Here is a 20,893-nt window from a genome sequence, read left to right as displayed (position 1 = left end):
GCCCGAGCGTGGCGGCGCCCGGCCGCGGGTCGCCCGGCTCCGGCGCGCCGCCGGATGGGTCCCCGTGCGCCGGATGCGCCGCCAGCCGGCGCTGGATGGCGATCCGCGCGGCGGGGGTGTGCGCGTGCTCCAGCCACTCCCTGGAGGGCTCCGAGGCCGGATCCTGGCCCATGAGGAGCTCCACGGTGTCGCCGTCCTTGAGAACCGTACTCAGCGTCGCCAGCCGCCCGTTGACGCGGGCGCCCATGCATGCGTGGGCATCCTCGCCGTACTGCGCGTACGCGGCGTCCACGCAGCTCGCGCCCTCCGGAAGGCCCAGCGCACCGCCGTCGGGCCGGAACACGGTGATCTCCCGGTCCTGGGCGAGGTCCTCGCGCAGCGTCGACCAGAAGATGTCGGTGTCGGGGGCCGCCTCCTGCCACTCCAGGAGCCGGGAGAGCCAGCCGGGGCGGGTGGGGTCGACGCGCTCGCCGTCGGCCGGGTCGTCGGACGCGGGAGCATAGGGGTTGCCGAGCGCGATCACACCGGCCTCGGCGACCTTGTGCATCTGGTGGGTGCGGATGAGGACCTCGGCGACCTCGCCGTCCTCGCGCGCCACCGCGGTGTGCAGCGACTGGTACAGATTGAACTTGGGGACGGCGATGAAGTCCTTGAACTCCGAGACCACCGGGGTCATGCACGTGTGCAGTTCACCGAGGACCCCGTAGCAGTCGGCGTCCTCGTTCACGAGGACCAGGAGGCGCCCGAAGTCGGCGCCGCGCAGCCGGCCCCGTCTGCGGGAGATCCGGTGGACGGAGACGAAGTGCCGTGGCCTGATGAGGACGTCCGCCTGGATCCCGGACCCGCGCAGCACCGTGCGCACCTGGTCGGCCATCTCGGCGAGCGGGTCGTCGCCGTGCGCCGCGTTCTCGGCGATCAGCTCTCTGGTGTGCTCGTACTCCTCGGGGTGCAGGATCGCGAAGACGAGGTCCTCGAGTTCGGTCTTCAGCGCCTGGACGCCGAGCCGTTCGGCGAGCGGGATGAGCACGTCCCTGGTGACCTTGGCGATGCGTTCCTGCTTCTCGGGGCGCATCACGCCCAGGGTGCGCATGTTGTGCAGCCGGTCGGCGAGTTTGATCGACATCACCCGGACGTCGCTGCCGGTGGCGACGAGCATCTTGCGGAACGTCTCGGGTTCGGCCGCGGCACCGTAGTCGACCTTCTCCAGTTTGGTGACGCCGTCGACGAGGTAGCGCACCTCCTCGCCGAACTCCTCGCGCACCTGATCGAGCGTCACGTCCGTGTCCTCGACGGTGTCGTGCAGCAGGCTGGCGGTCAAGGTCGTCGTCTCCGCGCCGAGTTCGGCGAGGATCAGGGTCACGGCGAGGGGGTGGGTGATGTACGGCTCACCGCTCTTGCGCATCTGCCCCCGGTGCGAGGACTCGGCCAACAGGTAGGCGCGCCGCAGGGGTTCGAGGTCGGCGTCGGGGTGGTGGGCACGGTGCGCCTCGGCGACGTGGCCGATGGCGTCGGGGAGCCGGTCGCGGGTGGCGGATCCGAGCAGCGCGGCACGGCCCAGACGGCGCAGGTCGATCCGGGCGCGGCTCTTCCTGCGGTACGCCCCGGGCGTCGCGGGGGCGGGGGTGGCAGGGTTGCTGGCCTCCGCACTCATTGGGCACCTCCGGCTGCGTGGACCGGCGGACGGGTGCCCCATGGCATACGCGGCGCAGGGGATGGCAGCGATCCCCCGTCCGGGCCGGTGCTTGATGCTACCGAGCCCATCACACGCACCTGACCGGCTCTCGCCGAGCGTGAAACGGATCACCCATTCGAGCGAAGGTCTGAAGGTTTACGGTTTCGAGCCATGGGCAGAGCCCCAGGCTGTGGATTCGAGTCTTCTCGCGCATCCTGGGCTGCGGATCGGAGCGTCAGGGGCGACTCGAGCTGTGATATGAGGACGGACGGCGCTTCGGCCGACTGCTTTTTCCGGCCACCCGGCGTCGCGGAGCGTGCGCGTCCGCGTGCCACACCGTGCTTCGACGCGCCGCCTGCTCGCCCCCAAGACGCCGCTACCGGGCCCCTGTTCGCGCATTCGGCGGGTCAGCGGACAGCCGACTCCAGCCACTGGGCGTCGATCTCGCCCTCGGCGACGATCACCGCCGGGCCGGTCATCTCGATCCGGCCGTCCGGCTGCTCGGTGATCACCAGGGTGCCGCCGAGGACATCGACGGTGTACGTCGCCGGAGTGCCCGTCACGGCCGGGTCGGCGCCGTCGCGGCGGGCCGCGGCGACCGCCACCGCGCACGCGCCCGTGCCGCACGAACGGGTCTCGCCGGAGCCGCGCTCATGGACGCGCATCGCGACGTGCCGGGGGCCGCGGTCGGCGACGAACTCGACGTTCACCCCGTCCGGATAGGCCGCGGCCGGGCTGAACGGAGGCGGAGTCAGCAGGTCGCCCGCGTGCGCCAGGTCGTCGACGAAGGCGACGGCGTGCGGATTGCCCATGTTCACGTTGCGCGCGGGCCAGCTGCGTTCACCGGCCCCGACCGTGACGTCCCCTTCGGGCAGGAGCGCCCTGCCCATGCCGACGGTGATGTCGCCGTTCTTCGCGATGTGCACGGTCTTCACACCGCCACGCGTGGCGACCGTGAGGTCCCCCTCGCCCGCGTGGCCGGACCTCTGGAGGTAGCGGGCGAACACCCGTACGCCGTTGCCGCACATCTCCGCGATCGAGCCGTCCGCGTTGCGGTAGTCCATGAACCACTCCGCCTCGGCGGCCATCCCCCGGGCCTCGGGGTGCGCGGCGGAGCGCACGACGTGCAGCAGACCGTCGCCGCCGATGCCCGCGCGGCGGTCGCACAGGGCGGCGACGGCGGCCGGGGGCAGGTCGATGGCGTTCTCCGGGTCCGGGACGATCACGAAGTCGTTCTCGGTGCCGTGGCCCTTGAGGAAGGCGATCCGCGTGCTCATTCCTCGATCGTACGGGTTCGGCGCGACACTCCGGTCGGACGGTCCGTCCCGCGGACCATGGCCGGGGCAGCACGCCCTCCGGCACGCGCTCCGGCACCCGCCCCGGCGCACGCGGGGGCACGCGAACCGCGGACTCAGCGCAGCCGGGCGACGCGCCACACGGCCAGCACGACCACCGCGGCGACCACCACGGCGTACCCGGCGACGACACGCCAGTCCGGGCGCCGCCCGGAGCCGCGCTGCGGCAGGCCCGGCCAGGTGTAGCCGACCCGGCGGGCGGCCATCATGCCCCAGCCGGCCGCGCAGGAGCAGATCAGCAGGCCGAGCATGGCGACCACGGCACCGCCGTCGCCGAACTCGAAGGCCAGCGGGAAGGCGAACATCAGGGAGCCGACCGCCGCCAGCGCCACGATGGGGGCGAGCTGCCAGATGCGCAGCCGGCGCTGCGGGCGCAGCTCCACCTCGACCTCCGGCCCGCCGGACAGCTCGTCCGCCTCCGGCCCGTCCGCGGTCACACCGCCCGGCGGCTGGTCGTCGGGACCGTCGGAACTGAGGGTGTGATCCCCGTCCTCCGCGGTGTCGTGCACCGCGCCGTGTGCGGTGTCGCGAGGGCCGGCCTCCATCGCCACGCGCCCTCCCAACTCGGACTCCACTTGGTCGATCGAAGCACGATGATGGCATGCCGCCGAAGGCCCGGATGGCGACCGGGGCGTCCCGATGCCATCACGTGATCAGGCTGTAACCGGTCGTTCGACCAACGCCAGTGCGAGGTGCGGAAGTTCCGTACGATCCGCCGCCGCACCGCTGAGCCAGTGCACACGCGGGTCGCGCCGGAACCATGAATCCTGACGGCGCGCGAAGCGCTTGGTGGCGCGTACGGTTTCGGCGCGCGCCTCCTCCATCGTGCGCTCCCGCGCGAGCGCCGCGAGGACTTGCTGGTACCCGAGCGCGCGCGACGCCGTGCGCCCGTGACGCAGACCCCGTGCCTCCAACGCGCGCACCTCGTCGACGAGCCCCGCCTCCCACATCCGGTCGACCCGGCGGGCGATGCGCTCGTCGAGTTCGGGGCGCGCCACGTCGACTCCGATCTGGATGGTGTCGTACACCGAGTCATGGCCCGGGAGGTTGGCGGTGAAGGGCTTCCCGGTGATCTCGATGACCTCCAGGGCGCGCACGATGCGGCGGCCGTTGCTGGGCAGGATCGCGTGCGCGGCCTCCGGGTCGGCGGCGGCCAGACGGGCGTGCAGCGCCCCGGAGCCGCGCGCCGCGAGCTCCTCCTCGAGCCGGGCGCGCACCTCGGGGTCGGTCCCGGGAAACTCCAGGTTGTCCACAGCGCCGCGCACGTACAGCCCCGAACCGCCCACCAGGACGGGCCAGCGGCCCTCGGCGAGCAGCGCGTCGATACGGGCACGGGCCAGCCGCTGGTACTCGGCGACGGATGCCGTGACCGTCACGTCCCAGATGTCGAGCAGGTGGTGCGGGACACCGCCGCGCTCCTCATGCGTCAGCTTGGCCGTGCCGATGTCCATCCCCCGATAGAGCTGCATGGAGTCGGCGTTGACGACCTCACCGCCGAGACGCTGCGCCAGGAACACGCCCAGATCGGACTTTCCGGCCGCGGTCGGCCCGACGACGGCGATGACCCGCGGCGCGGGAGCTGCACTACTCACCGCAACAGTCTCGCAAACCTCCCGGCCTCACCTCGAACGAGTTACGTGACACCCCGGGCGCGAAGTCGTTGCCAGATGCGAGGTCCCGGCCGCCGATTCGAGAACGGGTGACTCGGACGACGCAAACGGACACACCGGACCACGCGGCATTTCGCCCGCACGAGTAACGTATGGAGTTGATATGGGCGTTTTTGCACGGCTTTTTCGGAGGTCGAGGACGACCGAGGAGGCTCAGTCCGCCGAGGCGGAGATCCCACAGCCGGCGGCCACCGCGGCAACGACAACGGCAGCGGAGGCCACGGACGCGGCCACTGCGGCTGCGGCTGCCGCCGAGGGTACGGCCGAGGAGGCTGAGTCCGGGCCGCCGCCCGCGGCGGCGGAGACCGCACGGCCCACCGCCGACGGGGGCGTCGCGATCCCCGGGCAGCAGTCCGCCAAGGACGTCGCCGACAGCGAGGCCGACGAGCGCGCCCGCACATGACCGCCGTCGCGAGGAAGGGTGCACCCATGGGTCTCATGGACAGGATGAAAGCCAAGCTCTCCCCCGCCAGGGAGAAGGCCGCACACCTCGCGGACCAGCACGGGGAAAAGGTGGAGCGGGGCCTGGACAAGGCCGCGAAGCTGGTCGACGAGAAGACCAAGGGCAAGTACAGCGACAAGATCCACACGGGCGCCGGCAAGGCGAAGCACACGGTGGAGCGCCTCGGGCACCGGGACACCGGCACGACGGCAGGCGGAAAGACGCCGCCGGGCGGCACCCGGCCGCCCTCGGCATCCTGACCGCGCTGCGACCGCGGAGGAGCACCTCGGCGGACGGCCACGGGGCGTACGGCCTCCCGGCCGTCGGCGTGTCCGGGAGGCGGTCCGGGGCGTCCGGGGGCGCACAAGGTCCGCGGGGCGCGCACGGACATGCGGGGCCTGCGGCGCGCCGTGCCTACGACGAGGACGTGGCGGCCCGAGCAGCGCGGTGTCCGTACCGGCTACGACCAGGCCGCCACCAGGTACCCGACCCCGTACGGCGCGTCGTCGTACAGAAGCGCACCCGACAGGCCCGCGCCCTCGGCCGCGCCGGCCAGGACCTGCCAGGCCGCCCGGCCGCCGGCCTTCAGCTCGCGGGCCAATGCCGCGTCCAGCGCCTTCAGGGCCTCCCCGTCCGCCGCCGCCAGCGCCCGCGCGACCTGCGCGTCGAACCCGGCCGCGCGCTCGTCCAGGTAGCCGGGCGCCTTCAGCGTGCGGCACGCGCTGGCGTCTCCCATGACCAGCAGGGCCACCCGTTCGTCCCGCCCGGCAAGGCCCGCTCCGGCCTCGGCGCACCTCTCGGGAGGCAGGGATTCCGGGACACCGAGCCCTTCTACGGGCACGTCGGCCCAGCCCGTCCGCTCCAGCAGCCACGCGGCGACGGCGAGCGACGACGGCAGCTCGCGCCGTGCCGCCGCCTGGTCCGCCGGGCTCGCGCCCAGCCGTACGCCGACATCCACACCGAAGCCGCGAAACGACCCACGGCTCCCCTCCGGGTACGGGCACGGCGCGCTCTCCCCGGCGGGACCGACGACCACCAGGCGGCCGGGCCGTGCGGCGGCGAGCACGCCCAGGGCGTCGGCACAGGCGGCACGGGCGCCGTCCAGTTCGGGCGCGGCGCCGGCGGCGACCTCGGGCACCAGCAGCGGCGGACAGGGGCACACAGCGGCGGCGACAAGCATGATCCGCAGCGTAATCCCGTCGGGCGGCGGCGTGTGAGGCCGGGGAGACCGCGTCACTGCCCGGTCGGCACGTCCGTGAGGTCGGTGGCGGTGACGACGAGGTCGACGGGCTTTGGTCGCACTCCGGTGAACGGGGGTGCGTTCAGTCGCAGCCGCACGCGCCGGCGGTCGCCGCAGGCAGGGGCTCGGGGGCGCCGATCGACGGCAGCCCGAGCATGACACCGGCCGGCTTGGCGGCCTCCTCGGCGTTCCGCTTCGCCCAGGCGTCGCCCGCGCGCGTGCGGCGCACCCCGAGGACAGGGCCCTCCGCGAGCAGATGGTGGGGGGCGGCATACGTGACCTCGACCGTGACCACGTCCCCCGGGCGGACCTCCTCGTCCGGCTTGGTGAAGTGCACCAGGCGGTTGTCGGGGGCGCGGCCCGAGAGGCGGTGGGTGGCACCGTCCTTGCGGCCCTCGCCCTCGGCGGCCATCAGCTCCAGGGTGCGGCCGACCTGCTTCTTGTTCTCCTCCCAGGAGATCTCCTCCTGGAGGGCGACGAGCCGCTCGTAGCGCGCCTGGACGACGTCCTTGGGGATCTGGCCGTCCATGGTGGCGGCCGGCGTGCCGGGCCGCTTGGAGTACTGGAAGGTGAACGCCTGCGCGAACCGCGCCTCGCGCACCACATGCAGCGTCTGCTCGAAGTCCTCCTCGGTCTCCCCGGGAAAGCCGACGATGATGTCCGTGGTGATCGCGGCGTGCGGGATGGCGGCCCGCACCTTCTCGATGATCCCCAGGTAGCGCTCCTGGCGGTAGGAACGGCGCATCGCCTTCAGGACCGTGTCCGAGCCGGACTGCAGCGGCATGTGCAGCTGCGGCATCACGTTCGGCGTCTCGGCCATGGCCGCGATGACGTCGTCGGTGAAGTCGCGCGGGTGCGGCGAGGTGAACCGCACGCGCTCCAGGCCCCCGATCGCCCCGCAGGCGCGCAGCAGCTTGCTGAACGCCTCGCGGTCGCCGATGTCGGAGCCGTACGCGTTGACGTTCTGACCCAGCAGGGTGATCTCGGAGACGCCCTCGGCGACCAGGGCCTCGACCTCGGCGAGGATGTCGCCGGGGCGGCGGTCCTTCTCCTTGCCGCGCAGGGCCGGGACGATACAGAAGGTGCAGGTGTTGTTGCAGCCGACGGAGACCGACACCCAGGCCGCGTACGCGCTCTCGCGCCGCGTCGGCAGCGTCGACGGGAACGCCTCGAGCGACTCGGCGATCTCGACCTGCGCCTCCTCCTGCACGCGGGCGCGCTCGAGCAGGACGGGCAGCTTGCCGATGTTGTGCGTGCCGAAGACGACGTCCACCCAGGGCGCCTTCTTCACGATGGTGTCGCGGTCCTTCTGCGCCAGACAGCCGCCGACGGCGATCTGCATGCCGGGCCGTCGGGCCTTCTTCGGCGCGAGGCGGCCGAGGTTGCCGTAGAGCCGGTTGTCGGCGTTCTCGCGGACGGCGCACGTGTTGAAGACGACGATGTCCGCGTCGCCGTCCGACCCCTCGGGTGCCCGCACGTATCCGGCGCCTTCGAGCAGCCCCGCCAATCGCTCGGAGTCGTGGACGTTCATCTGACACCCGTAGGTGCGGATCTCGTAGCTCTTGGGTGCTTGAACGTCCACTGCCGGGCTCCGGTCGCTGCTGGTGGTCATGGCTCAAGGGTAGGCGGTTCGGAGGACGCCCCCGCCCGCATCGGCGCTTGGGGCAGGGGCTCCGGACGGCCGCCACCACGGACGCCGGCACCGTCCCTCACACGGCGCCCCGGACCGACGTGGCACAGGTCACAACGGTTTACAGATTGCGCAACTCTAAAGTACGGACATGGATCTTCATGTCGCCACGAAGTGGGAGACCGCGGTGCTCGCCGGAGGACCGGCCGACGGCCTGCGCATGCAGGTCGCGGGCCGGCCGCCGGTGCTGCAGGTCACCTACCCCTGCCGGGTGGAGAGCCCGGCGGACGGTGTCCGGGTCGAGGCCCTCTACGTCTACCGGCGCCAGCTCGGCGCCCGCGAGCCCCTGACGTACGGCTTCGACGGCGCCAGCCCCTGACGGAAGGCGTGGCCGGGCCCGGGGTCCCCTACGCGCCCGGCGGTGTCCAGCCTTGGCGGCGCAGGACCGCCGAGACGTCCGGGGCGCGGTAGTGGTCTCCCTTGAGGACCTTGCCGTCGGACCGGCGGGAGACCGTGCCGTCGGGGCCGATCTTGGTCATGTTGGCGCGGTGGATCTCGGCGATCACGGCGTCGAGGTCGACGCCGTGCACGAGGGCGGTGCCGTACGCCACGTACACGAGGTCCGCGAGCTCGTGCGCCAGCCGGTCGAGGGGGCCGGTGACCGACACCTCGGCAACCTCCGCGGCCTCCTCCGCGAGCAACTCGCCGCGGTGCGCGGCCAGCTCCCGGGAGACCTCCGTCGGCACGGACCGGGCGTCGAGTCCGAAGGCCAGGTGGAATTCACGGACGAGCGAGGCGGGAGAAGCGTGCATCCGGCGACCCTACCGTCACCCGCCCCGGGCCCCAGCGGTCCTCTTGTCGTCCTCTTGTGACCCCTGCCCTGGCCGGCGACGCGCACGGCCTGGCAGGATCGCGCGCATGGTCCAGGCACTCCCTCGTACCCGACTGCACCGCGCGCTGCTGGGCTCGGCCGTGTGCGCGGTCGTCGGGCTGCTGCTGTGGTGGCTGCTGCCGCTCGGCGAGGAGTCCCCGGGCGGCACGGTCACCTTCAGCACCGGCTCTCCGAGCGGCGTCTACGAGAAGTACGGCACTCTGCTGCGGCGCGCCATCGCCAAGGACATGCCGAGGCTGGACGTACGGCTGCTGAACAGCGACGGGTCGCAGGAGAACGTGCGGCGGGTGGCCACGGGGGAGACGGACTTCGCCATCGCGGCGGCCGACGCGGTGGAGACGTACAAGCTGGAGAACGAGCCGGGCGCCGATCGGCTGCGCGGCTGCGCACGGCTTTACGACGACTATGTGCATCTGGTGGTGCCGCGCTCGTCCCCCGTGCAGTCCGTGGCGGACCTCAAGGGCCGCAGGGTCGCCGTCGGGCCGGGCGGCTCGGGGGTGCGGCTGATCGCGGAGCATGTGCTCATGGCGGCCGGGCTGGACCCGCACAAGGACGTAAGGCCGGTGCCCGAGGGCATCGAAGCCGCGCCCGGGCTGCTGGAAAGCCGTCGGATCGACGCGTTCTTCTGGTCGGGCGGGCTGCCCACCGGTGCGGTCAAGAACCTGTCGGAACGCTTCCCGGTCCGCCTGGTGCCGATCGGCGGCGACCTGGTGGCGAAGCTGCACGCACAGGGCGGCGCCTCGCGCTACTACCGGGCCGCGGTGATGCCGGCCGACGCCTACCCGCAGGCCGAGCACGGCTCCTCCGTGCAGACCCTGGCAGTGGCCAACCTGCTGGTGACCCGCGAGGGCATGAACGCGGACCTCACCGAGAAGCTCACTCGCACGGTGATCGACAGCCGCGACAACATCGGCGCGCAGGTGCATGCGGCCCAGCTGGTCGACCTGCGCACCGCGATCTACACGGATCCGCTGGAGCTGCACGAAGGCGCACGGCGCTACTACTGGTCGGTCAAGCCGTAGGTTCCTTGCGCCGCGCTCCGCGGGACGGTGACCGTCACCTTCAGCCCGTGCGGCTCGTGGTGCCCGTAGGAGATCGATCCGCCGCCCGCCGCCAGCAGGGCGCGCGAGATGGACAGCCCGAGCCCGGATCCCTTGATGTTCTGGTGTGCGGGGCTGCGCCAGAAACGGTCGCCGACGCGGGCCAGTTCGTCGTCGCCGAGTCCCGGGCCGCCGTCGGTGACCACGACCGTGGCGCTCTCGCCGGCCGCCGCCACCTCCACCCCGACGCTCTCGCCCTCGGGCGTGAACTTCACCGCGTTGTCGATGACCGCGTCCAGCGCACTGGACAGTGTGACGGGGTCGGCCCAGGCGGTGGTGGCCGGGCAGTTCCCCGCAAGCCGTACGCCCTTGGCCTCCGCGGCCGGGCTCCAGGCCGCGACGCGCTCGGCGGCCAGCGCGCCGATGTCCGTGATCTGGAGGTCCGCCTCGGCGTGCTCGGCGAGCGCCAGGTCGAGCAGGTCGTCGAGGACCTGGGCCAGGCGCTTGCCCTCGGTGCGGACCGAGGCGATCTCCTCGTTGTCCTCGGGCAGTTCCAGGGCGAGCAGCTCGATGCGCAGCAGCAGCGCGGAGAGCGGGTTGCGCAACTGGTGGGAGGCATCGGCGACGAAGGCGCGCTGCTGCTCCAGGACGTCCTCGACGTTGTCCGCCATCTCGTTGAACGAGCGGGCCAGGCGCCTGAGTTCCGGCGGCCCGCCGGCGGCCGCGACACGGGACTTGAGACGTCCGGTCGCGATGTCGTGGGTCGTCGCGTCCAGGATGCGCACGGGCCTGAGCACCCAGCCGGTCAGGCGCAGCGCAGCGCCGACGGCGAGCAGCATCGCGGCGATCTCACCGGCGCCGATGAGCAGCCAGCCGCGCAGGGTCTTCGAGCGCATCTGCCCGGTGGGAGAGTCGGTCACGACGACCGCGACGACGTCGCCGTCGCGGATGACGGGGGAGGCGACGACGAGCCGGGAGCGCTGCCAGGGCCACACCTGTTCGGGATCGTGGCTGCGGCGTCCCAGGAGCGCCTCGTTGAACGCGTCGCGGCCCTCGCCCTCCCCGGGCAGGTACCAGTTCTCGGGCGCGTTGGCCATGGGCAGGCCGTCGCGGTAGAACACGCCGGCCCGGATGCCGTACACGCTGTAGTACATGGCGAGCTCCTTGCGAAGGGTCTCGCCGCGCTCGTCCCGGTCACCCGTCCGGGAGCCGCTGGGCCGGTCGGTGACGAACTGCGCGAGGGCCGCGAAGCGCGCGGTGTCGTCGATGCGGTCGACGACGACACGCTGCTGCTCGGCGGCCGCGAGGCTCACCGCGAGCGGCAGGCCGAGGGCGAACAGCACGGCCGCCATCAGGACGATGAGCAGCGGAAGCAGACGTGCGCGCACCCGTGAACCCGCTAGGCTGCGGGGGCGACGAGCCGGTACCCGACGCCGCGTACGGTCTCGATCAGCGCGGGCATGCGCAGCTTGGAGCGCAGGGAGGCGACGTGTACCTCCAGGGTGCGCCCGGTCCCCTCCCAACTGGTGCGCCACACCTCGCTGATGATCTGCTCGCGGCGGAACACCACGCCGGGGCGCTGGGCCAGCAGGGCGAGCAGATCGAACTCCTTGCGGGTCAGCGGGATCACCGAACCGTCCACGCTGACTCTGCGGGTGGGCAGTTCGATGTGCACGGGGCCGAGGCTCAGTGCGGTCCCGGTGCCGCCGGTGTCGTCCGGGCGCGGGGTGCGCCGGCTGACGGCGTGGATGCGGGCGAGCAGTTCCCCGGTGTCGTAGGGCTTGACGACGTAGTCGTCCGCGCCGAGATTGAGGCCGTGGATCCGGGAGCGCACGTCGGAACGCGCGGTCACCATGATCACCGGGGTGCTGGTGCGCTTGCGGATCTTGCCGCAGACCTCGTAGCCGTCCTGGTCGGGCAGCCCCAGGTCGAGCAGGACGACGCCGAAGCCGGAGCCCTCGGGAACGAGCGCCTGCAGGGCCTCCTCGCCGCTGCGGGCGTGGGTGACGTCGAAGCCGTGCCGGGCCAGTACGGCGGACAGGGCGGCCGCGACATGGTTGTCGTCCTCGACGAGAAGCAGTCTCATGCCGGCCCCCTCCGGTTCCTCTGTCCGGCCGTTCCTGTGCGTTTCCAGTCCGTAGAAGTCACGCCGATGAACAAGGACGACGTCAAGAGAGTTCGGGTTGCGGGCGGCTTCCGTTACCCAGCCGGTACGCTCCCCGCGCGCGGCAGCTACGACAGGTGTCCGGCTGCTACCGGATTGTGATGCTCAGATCTCCCTCAGATGTAATGACGCTGGTCGTACGCCGAAACTACTGTCCTCCGAAACCGAGTGAGGACGGAGCCAGTCAGCAATGACCGAAGTATCGGTGGCCAAGGACTCGGTGGCCACGACCGACGAGCTGGTCGTCCTGAAGAGCGTCAACAAGCACTTCGGCGCGTTGCACGTGCTCCAGGACATCGACCTGACCATCGCCCGCGGTGAGGTCGTCGTGGTCATCGGTCCCTCGGGGTCGGGGAAGTCGACCCTGTGCCGCACCGTCAACCGCCTGGAGACCATCGACTCGGGCGAGATCCTGATCGACGGCAGGCCGCTGCCCGAGGAAGGCAAGGAGCTGGCCCGGCTGCGCGCCGACGTCGGCATGGTCTTCCAGTCCTTCAACCTCTTCGCGCACAAGACGGTGCTCGAGAACGTGATGCTGGGGCAGGTCAAGGTCCGCAGGACGGGCAAGCGGGAGGCCGAGGAGAAGGCGCGCGGCCTGCTCGACCGGGTGGGTGTCGGCGCCCAGGCGGACAAGTATCCCGCACAGCTCTCCGGCGGCCAGCAGCAGCGCGTCGCGATCGCCCGCGCACTGGCGATGAACCCCAAGGTCATGCTCTTCGACGAGCCGACCTCGGCCCTGGACCCCGAGATGATCAACGAGGTGCTGGAGGTCATGCAGCAGCTCGCCCGGGACGGCATGACCATGGTCGTCGTCACCCATGAAATGGGCTTCGCCCGGTCGGCCGCCAACCGGGTGGTGTTCATGGCCGACGGCCGCATCGTCGAAGAGGCGGCCCCGGAACAGTTCTTCAGCAATCCGCGCAGTGACCGCGCCAAGGACTTCCTGTCGAAGATCCTGCACCACTGACCCCCGGACCCTCGCCCCGCCGCCCCCGGCGGTCTGCGCCACCCCCAGCCCGCACCCGGCAACCCGCCGCACACCACGCGCCACACACCACGCGCCATCTGCCACCTGCCACTCGTCACCGATGGTCCGCAACCCGCCACGGACGGTCGGCGACACCCCTCCTTCCGGTCTCCGGCCGTGTCCCGGCTCTCCGGCCGTGTCCCGGCTCCCCGGCCCGCATCTCCTCACCACGCAAAGGATGTTCACCATGAAGCTCCGCAAGGTCACCGCGGCCACGGCCGCCGTGCTCGCCCTCGCCACCGCCGCCACGGCCTGCAGCTCCGACAACAAGGGCGACGGCGGTTCCTCCGGCGGCGGCAAGACGATCAAGATCGGCATCAAGTTCGACCAGCCCGGCATCGGTCAGAAGACGCCGCAGGGGTACTCCGGCTTCGATGTGGACGTCGCCACGTACGTCGCCAAGCAGCTCGGCTACGACGCGGACCAGATCGAGTGGAAGGAGTCGAAGAGCGCCGACCGCGAGACCATGCTGCAGCGCGGTGACGTCGACTTCATCGCCGCGTCGTACTCGATCACCCCCAAGCGCCAGGAGAAGGTCGACTTCGCCGGCCCGTATCTGCTCGCCCACCAGGACGTGCTGCTGCGCTCCGACGACAGCTCCATCAAGTCGCCCTCGGACCTGAACACGAAGAAGCTGTGTTCGGTGACGGGCTCGACCTCGGCGCAGAACGTGAAGGACAAGCTCGCCCCGAAGGCCAACCTCCAGCAGTACCCGACGTACTCCGCCTGTCTGACGGGTCTGCAGAGCGGCGCCGTCGACGCCCTGACGACCGACGACTCGATCCTCGCCGGTTACGCCTCGCAGGCAGCCTTCAAGGGCAAGTTCAAGCTCGGCGGATTCAAGATGACCAACGAGAACTACGGCATCGGCGTCAAGAAGGGCAGCGACCTCAAGGCGAAGATCAACAGCGCCCTGGAGAAGATGGTCTCGGACGGGTCGTGGCAGAAGGCCGTGGAGAAGAACTTCGGCCCCGCGAACTACGAGAACGAGCCCGCGCCGAAGATCGGCAACATCGTCCAGTAAGCAGGGCCCGACGGGGAGCGCCGCCCTCGGAGGGCGGCGCTCCCCGGGCCTGTCCGACACGCGGGAGCGCGGGACCTCATGTTCGACTTTCTTGATCGCTACGACCTGCTGGGAGCGTTCTGGACGACGGTGCAGCTCACCGTCCTCTCCGCGATCGGCTCCCTGATCTGGGGCACCCTCCTGGCCGCCATGCGGGTCGGTCCGGTGCCGCTGATGCGCGGTTTCGGGGCCGCCTACGTGAACACAGTGCGGAACATCCCGCTGACCGTGATCATCCTGTTCACCTCGCTCGGGCTCAACCAGACCCTGGGCGTCGGCAGCGGCTCGACCGACTTCGCGGCCCTCAACTTCCGGCTCGCCGTGCTCGGCCTGATCGCCTACACCTCGGCGTTCGTGTGCGAGGCGCTGCGGGCCGGCATCAACACGGTGCCCGTCGGGCAGGCGGAGGCGGCCCGTGCGCTCGGGCTCAGCTTCACCCAGGTGCTCACGCTGGTGGTGCTGCCGCAGGCGTTCCGCTCGGTCGTGGGCCCGCTCGCGAACGTCCTGATCGCGCTGACGAAGAACACCACGGTGGCGGCCGCCATCGGCGTCACTGAAGCGGCCCTCCTGATGAAGGAGATGATCGAGAACGAGGCCCAGCTCCTGCTGATCTCCGCGGTGATCGCCTTCGGATTCGTGTGTCTGACCCTGCCGACCGGCCTGATCCTCGGCTGGGTGGGCAAGAAGGTGGCGGTGAAGCGATGAGTTCCGTGCTGTACGACGCCCAGGGCCCCCGGGCCAGGCGGCGCAACGTCGTCTACACGGTGCTGTTCCTGCTCGCCGTGGCCGCGGTCCTGTGGTGGGTGTTCACCAGCCTCAACGACAAGGGCCAGCTCGCCTGGGACAAGTGGAAGCCGTTCCTCGGCGGTACGGAGGCATGGTCGACGTACATCTGGCCGGGTCTGCAGAACACCCTGGAGGCGGCGGCCCTGTCGATGGTCATCGCGCTGCCGCTCGGTGCGGTGCTGGGCATCGCCCGCCTCTCCGACCACGCCTGGATACGCGTACCGGTCACCGTCGTGGTGGAGTTCTTCCGGGCCATCCCGGTGCTGGTCCTGATGATCTTCGGCCTCGCCCTGTTCGCGCAGTACACGAGCGTCGGCTCGGACGACCGCCCGCTGTACGCCGTGGTCACCGGACTCGTGCTCTACAACGCCTCGGTGCTCGCCGAGATCGTGCGGGCGGGCATCCTGGCGCTGCCGAAGGGCCAGTCCGAGGCCGCGCTGGCGATCGGCCTGCGCAAGAACCAGGTGATGCGGTTCATCCTGTTGCCGCAGGCGGTCACCGCGATGCTCCCGGCGATCGTCAGCCAGCTCGTGGTCATCGTCAAGGACACGGCACTGGGCGGCGCGGTCCTCACCTTCCCCGAATTGCTGGCCTCCGTCTCGCCGATGAGCTCGTACTACGGTGCCAACACCATCGCCAGCTTCACGATCGTGGCGCTCATCTACATCGTCATCAACTTCTCCCTGACGACGTTCGCCGGTTGGCTGGAGAAGCGGCTGCGGCGCGGCAAGAGGTCGACCGGGGCGGTGCTGCCTCCGGCGGCGGTCGCCGGGACGGAGTCGGCCGGAGCCGCGGATTCCCTGACTGTGTGAGGGAGACCCGTTCCTCCTGCTCCACGAGGGGCAGTGGCGTGATCGCCACTGCCCCTCGTCGCTTGACGCAAGCAGCGGCAGTGGGTTGCATACGTTCTGTGATCGTGCACCTCGCTCCAACTGCCCGTTTCCGTACGTCTCCCAGCACACCGCTCAGGGCAGGGGGCGCCACGCCGTGGATCCGGTGATCATCGTCGGAGCGGGGCCCGTCGGACTCGCGCTCGCGCTCGCGCTCGCGCGCCAGGAGGTCCCGTCCGTGGTGCTCGACGAGGGCCCGGGCCAGGACGAACATCGGGCCGCGCGCACCGTCGTGCTGCGCGAGGACACCACCGCCCTGTTGGAACGGCTGACCGGCATGCCGCTCGCCGACGCCGGACTGCGCTGGAGCGGTTGGCGGTCGATGCGGCGCAGGCAGGTGATGCGGAAGGTCGCGTTCGAGCGGACCGGCACCGTCGAGGATCCCGGCGGCGGATACGCGGGGGGACACGGTGGCGGATACGGCGGTGTCGCGGCACGGCTCGCCGAGGGCCCGAAGGACACGGACGGAGGGCCCGTCACCGCCGGGGGGCCGGCCCCGCTGCACATCGCCCAGCACGTGCTCACCGGCGCGCTGAGACACGCCATCGCCGACGAGCGGCTGGTCGAAGTCGCCGTGGAGAGCCGACTGGACTCCCTTGAACAGGAGCCGTCGGGTGTCACGGCGCACACGCGCGGCTCCCGGGGCACGTGGTGGCGCGGCAGTCATCTGGTCGGCTGCGACGGACCGCGCTCGACGGTGCGCAAGCTGCTCGACATCCGCTTCCCGGGCCGCACGGCCGTGGAACGCCACGCCGTGGCGGCGCTGCGCACCGAACTTCCGTGGACCGGTGAGGCGTTGCTGCACCGCATGCCACCGTGGCGGACGTCGGGTCCCTCGGGCTCGGAGGTCATGGCGCGCCCCCTGCCCGACGGTGTGTGGCGCCTGGACTGGCTGCTGCCGCCCGGCAAGGACCTGGTCACGCCCGAGCTGCTGGTGACCCGTGTCCGGGAGACCCTCGCGGGCTGGAACGGGGGCACCACCCCCGCCTACGACCTGCTCGACACGGGCGTCCACCTCGTTCATCACCGGCTCGCCCGCCGCTGGCGCGCCGGCCGTGTCTTCCTCGCCGGGGACGCCGCGCATCTGCTCGGCGCACTGGGCACACAGGGCCTGGACGAGGGACTCAGGGACGTCGACAACCTCGCCTGGAAGCTGGCGCTGGCCTGGCACCACGGGCCGCGCGAGGCGCTGCTCGACAGCTATCAGACGGAGCGCCGCGCGGTGGTCGCGGCCCGGCTGCGCGCTGCCGACCAGGCGCTGCCGCTGCTGCGCGGCGGAAGGGGGCTGCGGTCGTACGTGCCCGGATCCGCCCGGGGCCATGATGTGCTGCTCACGGACGGCCACCTGGGGCGCGGCGTGCTGGGCGCACCGGGATCGTACGCCGGCTCGCCGCTCATGCCCCCGCACAGCCAGTCCACGACGCCGGTGGACACCGAGCCCGGAACACAGGTCGTTGACGTGCGGGTGACGGCGGAGGACGGCTCGTTCGTACGGCTGCGGGACCGGCTGGGGCGCGGAGCGCTGCTGGTGGTGCTGATCGCTCCCGGCACCGGTGTCTGGGAGCGCAAGCACTGGGTGTCGGCGGGCATCATGCCCCGGCTGGCGGCGGCGGTGACGGCCCTGCCGCACACCGCGGAGCTGCTGGTCGCCGAGGGCTACCCGGGCGCCGCCGCCCATACCGTGCTGCTGATCCGCCCGGACGGCCACCTCGTCACGGCGCTGAGCGGGGTGCGCCCGGCCGAGCTCTACGAGGCGGCTGAGGCGGCGCTGGGCGGTCCGGCGAAGGAGCAGGCGGCCGCGAACGCAGGCTGAGGGAACGCGACTACTGCATCCCGACGCCGCCGACGTCCGGCGAGGTCTGCTCGGGCATCTGCTGCTCCGGCTGCTGCTCGGGCATCTGCTGTTGCTGCTCGGGCTGCGGCTCAGCCTGTTGCTGCTCGGGCTGCTGCGGCTGCTGCTGTTGCTCGGGCTGCTGCTGCTCGGGCTGCTGCGGCTGCTCTTCCGGCTGCTGTTGCTGCTCGGGCTGTTGCGGCTGCTCTTCCGGCTGCTGTTGCTGCTCGGGCTGTTGCTGCTCGGGCTGCTGCTGTTGCTCAGGCTGCTGCGGCGGAGTCTGCTCCTGTTGCTGCTGCGGGGTCTGCTGCTGCAGCCGCAGCCGCTCCTGCCGCTGAATCACATTGACGCCCGGGACGTTGTTCACAAAAATCGGCCGCGGGTAATTCAGGGGCGCAGCCACCCGGATGACAACCGGCACATAAATGATCCGACCGTCTATGTAATGGCGCCTGTGGTGAATCCGGTAACAGATGATCACCCGCGGATCGCGGTAAGTCCGGTAGCAACGAATCAGACTCGGCGTCAGTTCGGGCTTCTGCGGTGACGCGGATGCGGACGTGGCGGATATCCCCAGTGCGCCGGCGGCCAGGGAGGAGGCTGTCACTGCAACGCCTATGCTCCGGAAGAGCCTCTTACTCATGTTCCTCACCTCAGGGCTCGGAGTGGGCTGGACCATTCCCGTCGTGAGGCGTCGCCCAGAGAACAGCCGGACGCCTCCTTCTTCAAGGCTCCGTCCACTCATTTCGCCCATCAAGAGGCAGAACAACCGACGGCGTGGGAAGAAATACCTCTTGTCCACCGCTCGTCCGGATGCGACGGCGATGCGCCGCCCGTAACGCATCCGAGCCCTGAACGCGATCGGCGCCCCCGCGCGTCCACCGTGTCCAGGGCCCGCGTTTGTGCGGACCGCGCCGGGCGGCCCCGGCCCAACGGTCCCGGGACCCGGCTTGGGATTCCGTTGCTTCGATGCCGACGTCACCGAACGCCGAACCGGCCCCGCCGCTTCAGCAGCCCCCCCTCGTCCAGCCCCTCCGTGTCCTCGCCCTCGGCCTCCAGTGCCTGACGGACCACCCGGAGGGCCATGCCCTCGGAGTAGCCCTTGCGGGCGAGCATCCCCGCGAGGCGCCGCAGTCGTTTGTCCCGGTCGAGACCTCGCGTCGCGCGCAGCTTGCGGGCGACGAGTTCGCGCGCCGTCGCCTCCTCCTGCTCCGCGTCGAGCTGCCCCACCGCTTCGTCGATGAGCGCGGAGTCCACGCCCTTCGTCCGCAGCTCCCGCGCGAGCGCCCGCCGGGCCAGACCCCGGCCGTGGTGCCGGGACTCCACCCAGGCGTCCGCGAATGCGCTGTCGTCGATCAGGCCGACCTCCTGGAACCGCGACAGCACCTCGTCCGCCACATCCTCGGGGACCTCATGCTTGCGCAGGGCGTCCGCGAGCTGTTTCCGCGTGCGCGGGGTCCCGGTGAGCAGACGCAGACAGATCGCCCGCGCCCGCTCAGCCGGGTCCCCTGGGGGCTCTCCCTTCTCGGCCCTCGACGAGAAAGAGGAACCTCCGCCCTGTGGCTCGTCGGCCGGTCCCCCGGCACCGCGCCGCCGCCCTCGTCCACGTCCCCCGCGTGCCCGGCCGTCGCCGCGTGATGTACCCCCGTCGTACGCGCCCCCGTCTCCGTACGCCCCGTCACCGTCCCCGACAAAATCCCCGGCGTCCCGGCCGCCCCGCTCCTGCGGGACCACGGGGTGGACGTACTCGGCCCAGTCGGTTCGTCGTGTCATGGGCTAGCTCTTGGCCGACGGCGCCTTGGACTTGGCCGCCTTGGCCGCCGGGGCGGGCGCCGTCTTGGCGTCCCCGGCCGCGGTGCTCGCCGCGTCCGCACCCGGCTCGGAGGTGGGCTCCTCGGGGCGCACGCCGACGCCCAGCTTCTCCTTGATCTTCTTCTCGATCTCATTGGCCAGGTCGGGGTTGTCCTTCAGGAAGTTGCGCGCGTTCTCCTTGCCCTGGCCGAGCTGGTCGCCCTCGTAGGTGTACCAGGCGCCGGCCTTGCGGACGAAGCCGTGCTCGACGCCCATGTCGATCAGGCCGCCCTCACGGCTGATGCCCTGCCCGTAGAGGATGTCGAACTCGGCCTGCTTGAAGGGCGGCGCGACCTTGTTCTTGACGACCTTGCAGCGCGTGCGGTTGCCGACCGCCTCCGTGCCGTCCTTCAGAGTCTCGATACGGCGGATGTCGATGCGCACCGAGGCGTAGAACTTCAGGGCCCGGCCACCGGTCGTGGTCTCCGGTGAGCCGAACATCACGCCGATCTTCTCGCGGAGCTGGTTGATGAAGATCGCCGTGGTCTTCGACTGGTTGAGCGCACTGGTGATCTTCCGGAGGGCCTGGCTCATCAGACGGGCCTGCAGACCCACGTGGCTGTCGCCCATCTCGCCTTCGATCTCCGCGCGCGGGACGAGCGCGGCGACGGAGTCGATGACGATGAGGTCGAGCGCGCCGGAGCGGACCAGCATGTCCACGATCTCCAGGGCCTGCTCGCCGTTGTCGGGCTGGGAGAGGATCAGGTTGTCGATGTCGACGCCCAGCTTGCGCGCGTACTCGGGGTCGAGGGCGTGCTCGGCGTCCACGAAGGCCACCTGGCCGCCGGCCTTCTGTGCGTTGGCCACGGCGTGCAGGGTCAGGGTCGTCTTGCCGGAGGACTCCGGGCCGTAGATCTCCACGACACGGCCGCGCGGCAGACCACCGACACCGAGGGCCACGTCGAGCGCGGTCGACCCGGTCGGGATGACCTCGATGGGCTCCTTCGACCGCTCGCCCATGCGCATGACCGCGCCCTTGCCGAACTGTCGTTCAATCTGCGCGAGCGCGGCGTCGAGCGCCTTCTCGCGGTCGGTTCCTGCCATGGGTTCCACCCGGTTTGCTTGAGTCGATCGCTTCACGTCAAAGACGCTAACGCCTGCCACTGACAATGCGCCCCGACGCCCGTCCGGCCTGTGGATAACTCGGGCACTTCTCTGCGAAAACGGAACGAAATCCCCGCCGTCGGCCCCGCCGGGACTTCCATAAGAATAGATGTTCGATTTTTGTGTCAAGCGCATCACGGGTACCGCCGAGACCGCGTTCGCGGCCTTCGGGATCCGGCGGCGGGCCGCGCGACGCACTGCTCCCCCGGCGTACGAGCGGTGTCGTCGGCCGGAGG

The 20,893-nt window shown here is 71.1% G+C and carries 21 protein-coding genes and 1 pseudogene (1 of these 22 cut by a window edge); 10 read left to right on the top strand and 12 right to left on the bottom strand.

Annotation, left to right across the window (positions count from 1 at the left end; translation table 11 throughout):
* The 4 genes from ACFSL4_RS01195 to miaA all read right to left on the bottom strand — a co-directional run.
* A partial coding sequence (locus ACFSL4_RS01195) for a RelA/SpoT family protein (protein ID WP_381077166.1) occupies positions 1-1,651 on the bottom strand: 1,651 nt, incomplete at its 3' end.
* A gap of 428 nt (positions 1,652-2,079) precedes the next feature.
* Entirely contained in the window at positions 2,080-2,949 is an 870-nt protein-coding gene (dapF, locus tag ACFSL4_RS01190) for a diaminopimelate epimerase (RefSeq protein WP_381077164.1), read from the bottom strand.
* 134 nt (positions 2,950-3,083) lie between these two features.
* Entirely contained in the window at positions 3,084-3,572 is a 489-nt protein-coding gene (locus ACFSL4_RS01185) for a hypothetical protein (RefSeq protein ID WP_381077176.1), read from the bottom strand.
* A 108-nt stretch (positions 3,573-3,680) separates the two neighbouring features.
* A complete protein-coding gene (miaA, locus tag ACFSL4_RS01180; RefSeq protein ID WP_381077162.1) occupies positions 3,681-4,619 on the bottom strand; it encodes a tRNA (adenosine(37)-N6)-dimethylallyltransferase MiaA in 939 nt (312 codons plus the stop codon).
* A gap of 181 nt (positions 4,620-4,800) precedes the next feature.
* On the opposite strand from miaA, the gene ACFSL4_RS01175 reads away from it, so the two are divergent.
* Both ACFSL4_RS01175 and ACFSL4_RS01170 read left to right on the top strand, forming a co-directional pair.
* Positions 4,801-5,100 (top strand): hypothetical protein, encoded by a 300-nt coding sequence (locus ACFSL4_RS01175; RefSeq protein WP_381077160.1) that lies wholly within the window; start codon positions 4,801-4,803, stop codon positions 5,098-5,100.
* A 26-nt stretch (positions 5,101-5,126) separates the two neighbouring features.
* A complete protein-coding gene (locus ACFSL4_RS01170) occupies positions 5,127-5,399 on the top strand; it encodes an antitoxin (protein ID WP_381077158.1) in 273 nt (90 codons plus the stop codon).
* Positions 5,400-5,599: 200 nt separating this feature from the next.
* On the opposite strand, the gene ACFSL4_RS01165 is transcribed toward ACFSL4_RS01170, so the two are convergent.
* Positions 5,600-6,319 carry a class III extradiol dioxygenase subunit B-like domain-containing protein gene (locus ACFSL4_RS01165; protein WP_381077155.1) on the bottom strand — a complete coding sequence of 240 codons (720 nt, stop codon included), beginning with the start codon at positions 6,317-6,319 and terminating at the stop codon, positions 5,600-5,602.
* Positions 6,320-6,461: 142 nt separating this feature from the next.
* Positions 6,462-7,991, bottom strand: coding sequence for a tRNA (N6-isopentenyl adenosine(37)-C2)-methylthiotransferase MiaB (miaB, locus tag ACFSL4_RS01160; protein WP_381077153.1), 1,530 nt, complete (start codon positions 7,989-7,991; stop codon positions 6,462-6,464).
* A gap of 169 nt (positions 7,992-8,160) precedes the next feature.
* Here miaB and ACFSL4_RS01155 point away from each other — a divergent pair, with 169 nt between their 5' ends.
* Positions 8,161-8,388: a hypothetical protein gene (locus tag ACFSL4_RS01155; protein WP_381077150.1), complete on the top strand. Its 228-nt coding sequence runs from the start codon at positions 8,161-8,163 to the stop codon at positions 8,386-8,388.
* A 28-nt stretch (positions 8,389-8,416) separates the two neighbouring features.
* Here the strand turns inward: ACFSL4_RS01155 and ACFSL4_RS01150 are convergent, their stop codons facing one another.
* The gene (locus tag ACFSL4_RS01150; RefSeq protein ID WP_381077147.1) at positions 8,417-8,821 is read right to left on the bottom strand and encodes a pyrophosphohydrolase domain-containing protein; all 405 of its coding nucleotides are present in this window, start codon (positions 8,819-8,821) and stop codon (positions 8,417-8,419) included.
* Between the two features lie 106 nt (positions 8,822-8,927).
* Between ACFSL4_RS01150 and ACFSL4_RS01145 the strand changes: the two genes are divergently transcribed.
* On the top strand, positions 8,928-9,923 hold the full coding sequence (locus tag ACFSL4_RS01145) for a TAXI family TRAP transporter solute-binding subunit (RefSeq protein WP_381077145.1): 996 nt from the start codon (positions 8,928-8,930) through the stop codon (positions 9,921-9,923).
* On the opposite strand, the gene ACFSL4_RS01140 is transcribed toward ACFSL4_RS01145, so the two are convergent.
* Positions 9,902-11,329 (bottom strand): HAMP domain-containing sensor histidine kinase, encoded by a 1,428-nt coding sequence (locus tag ACFSL4_RS01140; protein ID WP_381077143.1) that lies wholly within the window; start codon positions 11,327-11,329, stop codon positions 9,902-9,904. The genes ACFSL4_RS01145 and ACFSL4_RS01140 overlap by 22 nt on opposite strands.
* 11 nt (positions 11,330-11,340) lie before the next feature.
* A complete protein-coding gene (locus ACFSL4_RS01135; protein WP_381077140.1) occupies positions 11,341-12,027 on the bottom strand; it encodes a response regulator transcription factor in 687 nt (228 codons plus the stop codon).
* A 268-nt stretch (positions 12,028-12,295) separates the two neighbouring features.
* Between ACFSL4_RS01135 and ACFSL4_RS01130 the strand changes: the two genes are divergently transcribed.
* The 5 genes from ACFSL4_RS01130 to ACFSL4_RS01110 all read left to right on the top strand — a co-directional run bounded on the left by ACFSL4_RS01130 (position 12,296) and on the right by ACFSL4_RS01110 (position 17,684).
* Positions 12,296-13,072: an amino acid ABC transporter ATP-binding protein gene (locus tag ACFSL4_RS01130; RefSeq protein WP_381077137.1), complete on the top strand. Its 777-nt coding sequence runs from the start codon at positions 12,296-12,298 to the stop codon at positions 13,070-13,072.
* A 247-nt stretch (positions 13,073-13,319) separates the two neighbouring features.
* Positions 13,320-14,156, top strand: a complete 837-nt coding sequence (locus ACFSL4_RS01125; RefSeq protein WP_381077135.1) for a glutamate ABC transporter substrate-binding protein — start codon at positions 13,320-13,322, stop codon at positions 14,154-14,156.
* Between the two features lie 78 nt (positions 14,157-14,234).
* Positions 14,235-14,900 carry an amino acid ABC transporter permease gene (locus ACFSL4_RS01120; RefSeq protein WP_381077132.1) on the top strand — a complete coding sequence of 222 codons (666 nt, stop codon included), beginning with the start codon at positions 14,235-14,237 and terminating at the stop codon, positions 14,898-14,900.
* Positions 14,897-15,793, top strand: coding sequence for an amino acid ABC transporter permease (locus tag ACFSL4_RS01115; RefSeq protein WP_381077129.1), 897 nt, complete (start codon positions 14,897-14,899; stop codon positions 15,791-15,793). The genes ACFSL4_RS01120 and ACFSL4_RS01115 overlap by 4 nt, the downstream gene beginning before the upstream one ends.
* A 175-nt stretch (positions 15,794-15,968) precedes the next feature.
* Entirely contained in the window at positions 15,969-17,684 is a 1,716-nt protein-coding gene (locus tag ACFSL4_RS01110; RefSeq protein WP_381077127.1) for an FAD-dependent monooxygenase, read from the top strand.
* 10 nt (positions 17,685-17,694) lie between these two features.
* Here the strand turns inward: ACFSL4_RS01110 and ACFSL4_RS01105 are convergent, their stop codons facing one another.
* From ACFSL4_RS01105 to recA, 3 genes are all read right to left on the bottom strand, one after another.
* Entirely contained in the window at positions 17,695-18,345 is a 651-nt protein-coding gene (locus ACFSL4_RS01105; protein ID WP_381077124.1) for a hypothetical protein, read from the bottom strand.
* Between the two features lie 335 nt (positions 18,346-18,680).
* Positions 18,681-19,475, bottom strand: coding sequence for a recombination regulator RecX (gene recX, locus ACFSL4_RS01100; protein WP_381077121.1), 795 nt, complete (start codon positions 19,473-19,475; stop codon positions 18,681-18,683).
* Positions 19,476-19,478: 3 nt separating this feature from the next.
* Positions 19,479-20,597 carry a recombinase RecA gene (gene recA / locus ACFSL4_RS01095; protein ID WP_381077118.1) on the bottom strand — a complete coding sequence of 373 codons (1,119 nt, stop codon included), beginning with the start codon at positions 20,595-20,597 and terminating at the stop codon, positions 19,479-19,481.
* 257 nt (positions 20,598-20,854) lie between these two features.
* Between recA and ACFSL4_RS01090 the strand changes: the two are divergent.
* Positions 20,855-20,893: pseudogene (locus ACFSL4_RS01090) on the top strand (hypothetical protein); it runs 658 nt beyond the window's last position.

The organism is Streptomyces caeni, from assembly GCF_042678285.1.
GTDB classification, from domain to species: domain Bacteria; phylum Actinomycetota; class Actinomycetes; order Streptomycetales; family Streptomycetaceae; genus Streptomyces; species Streptomyces caeni.
Note: the sequence above shows the minus strand (reverse complement) of the source record. Positions and strands in the feature narration are given on the sequence as shown.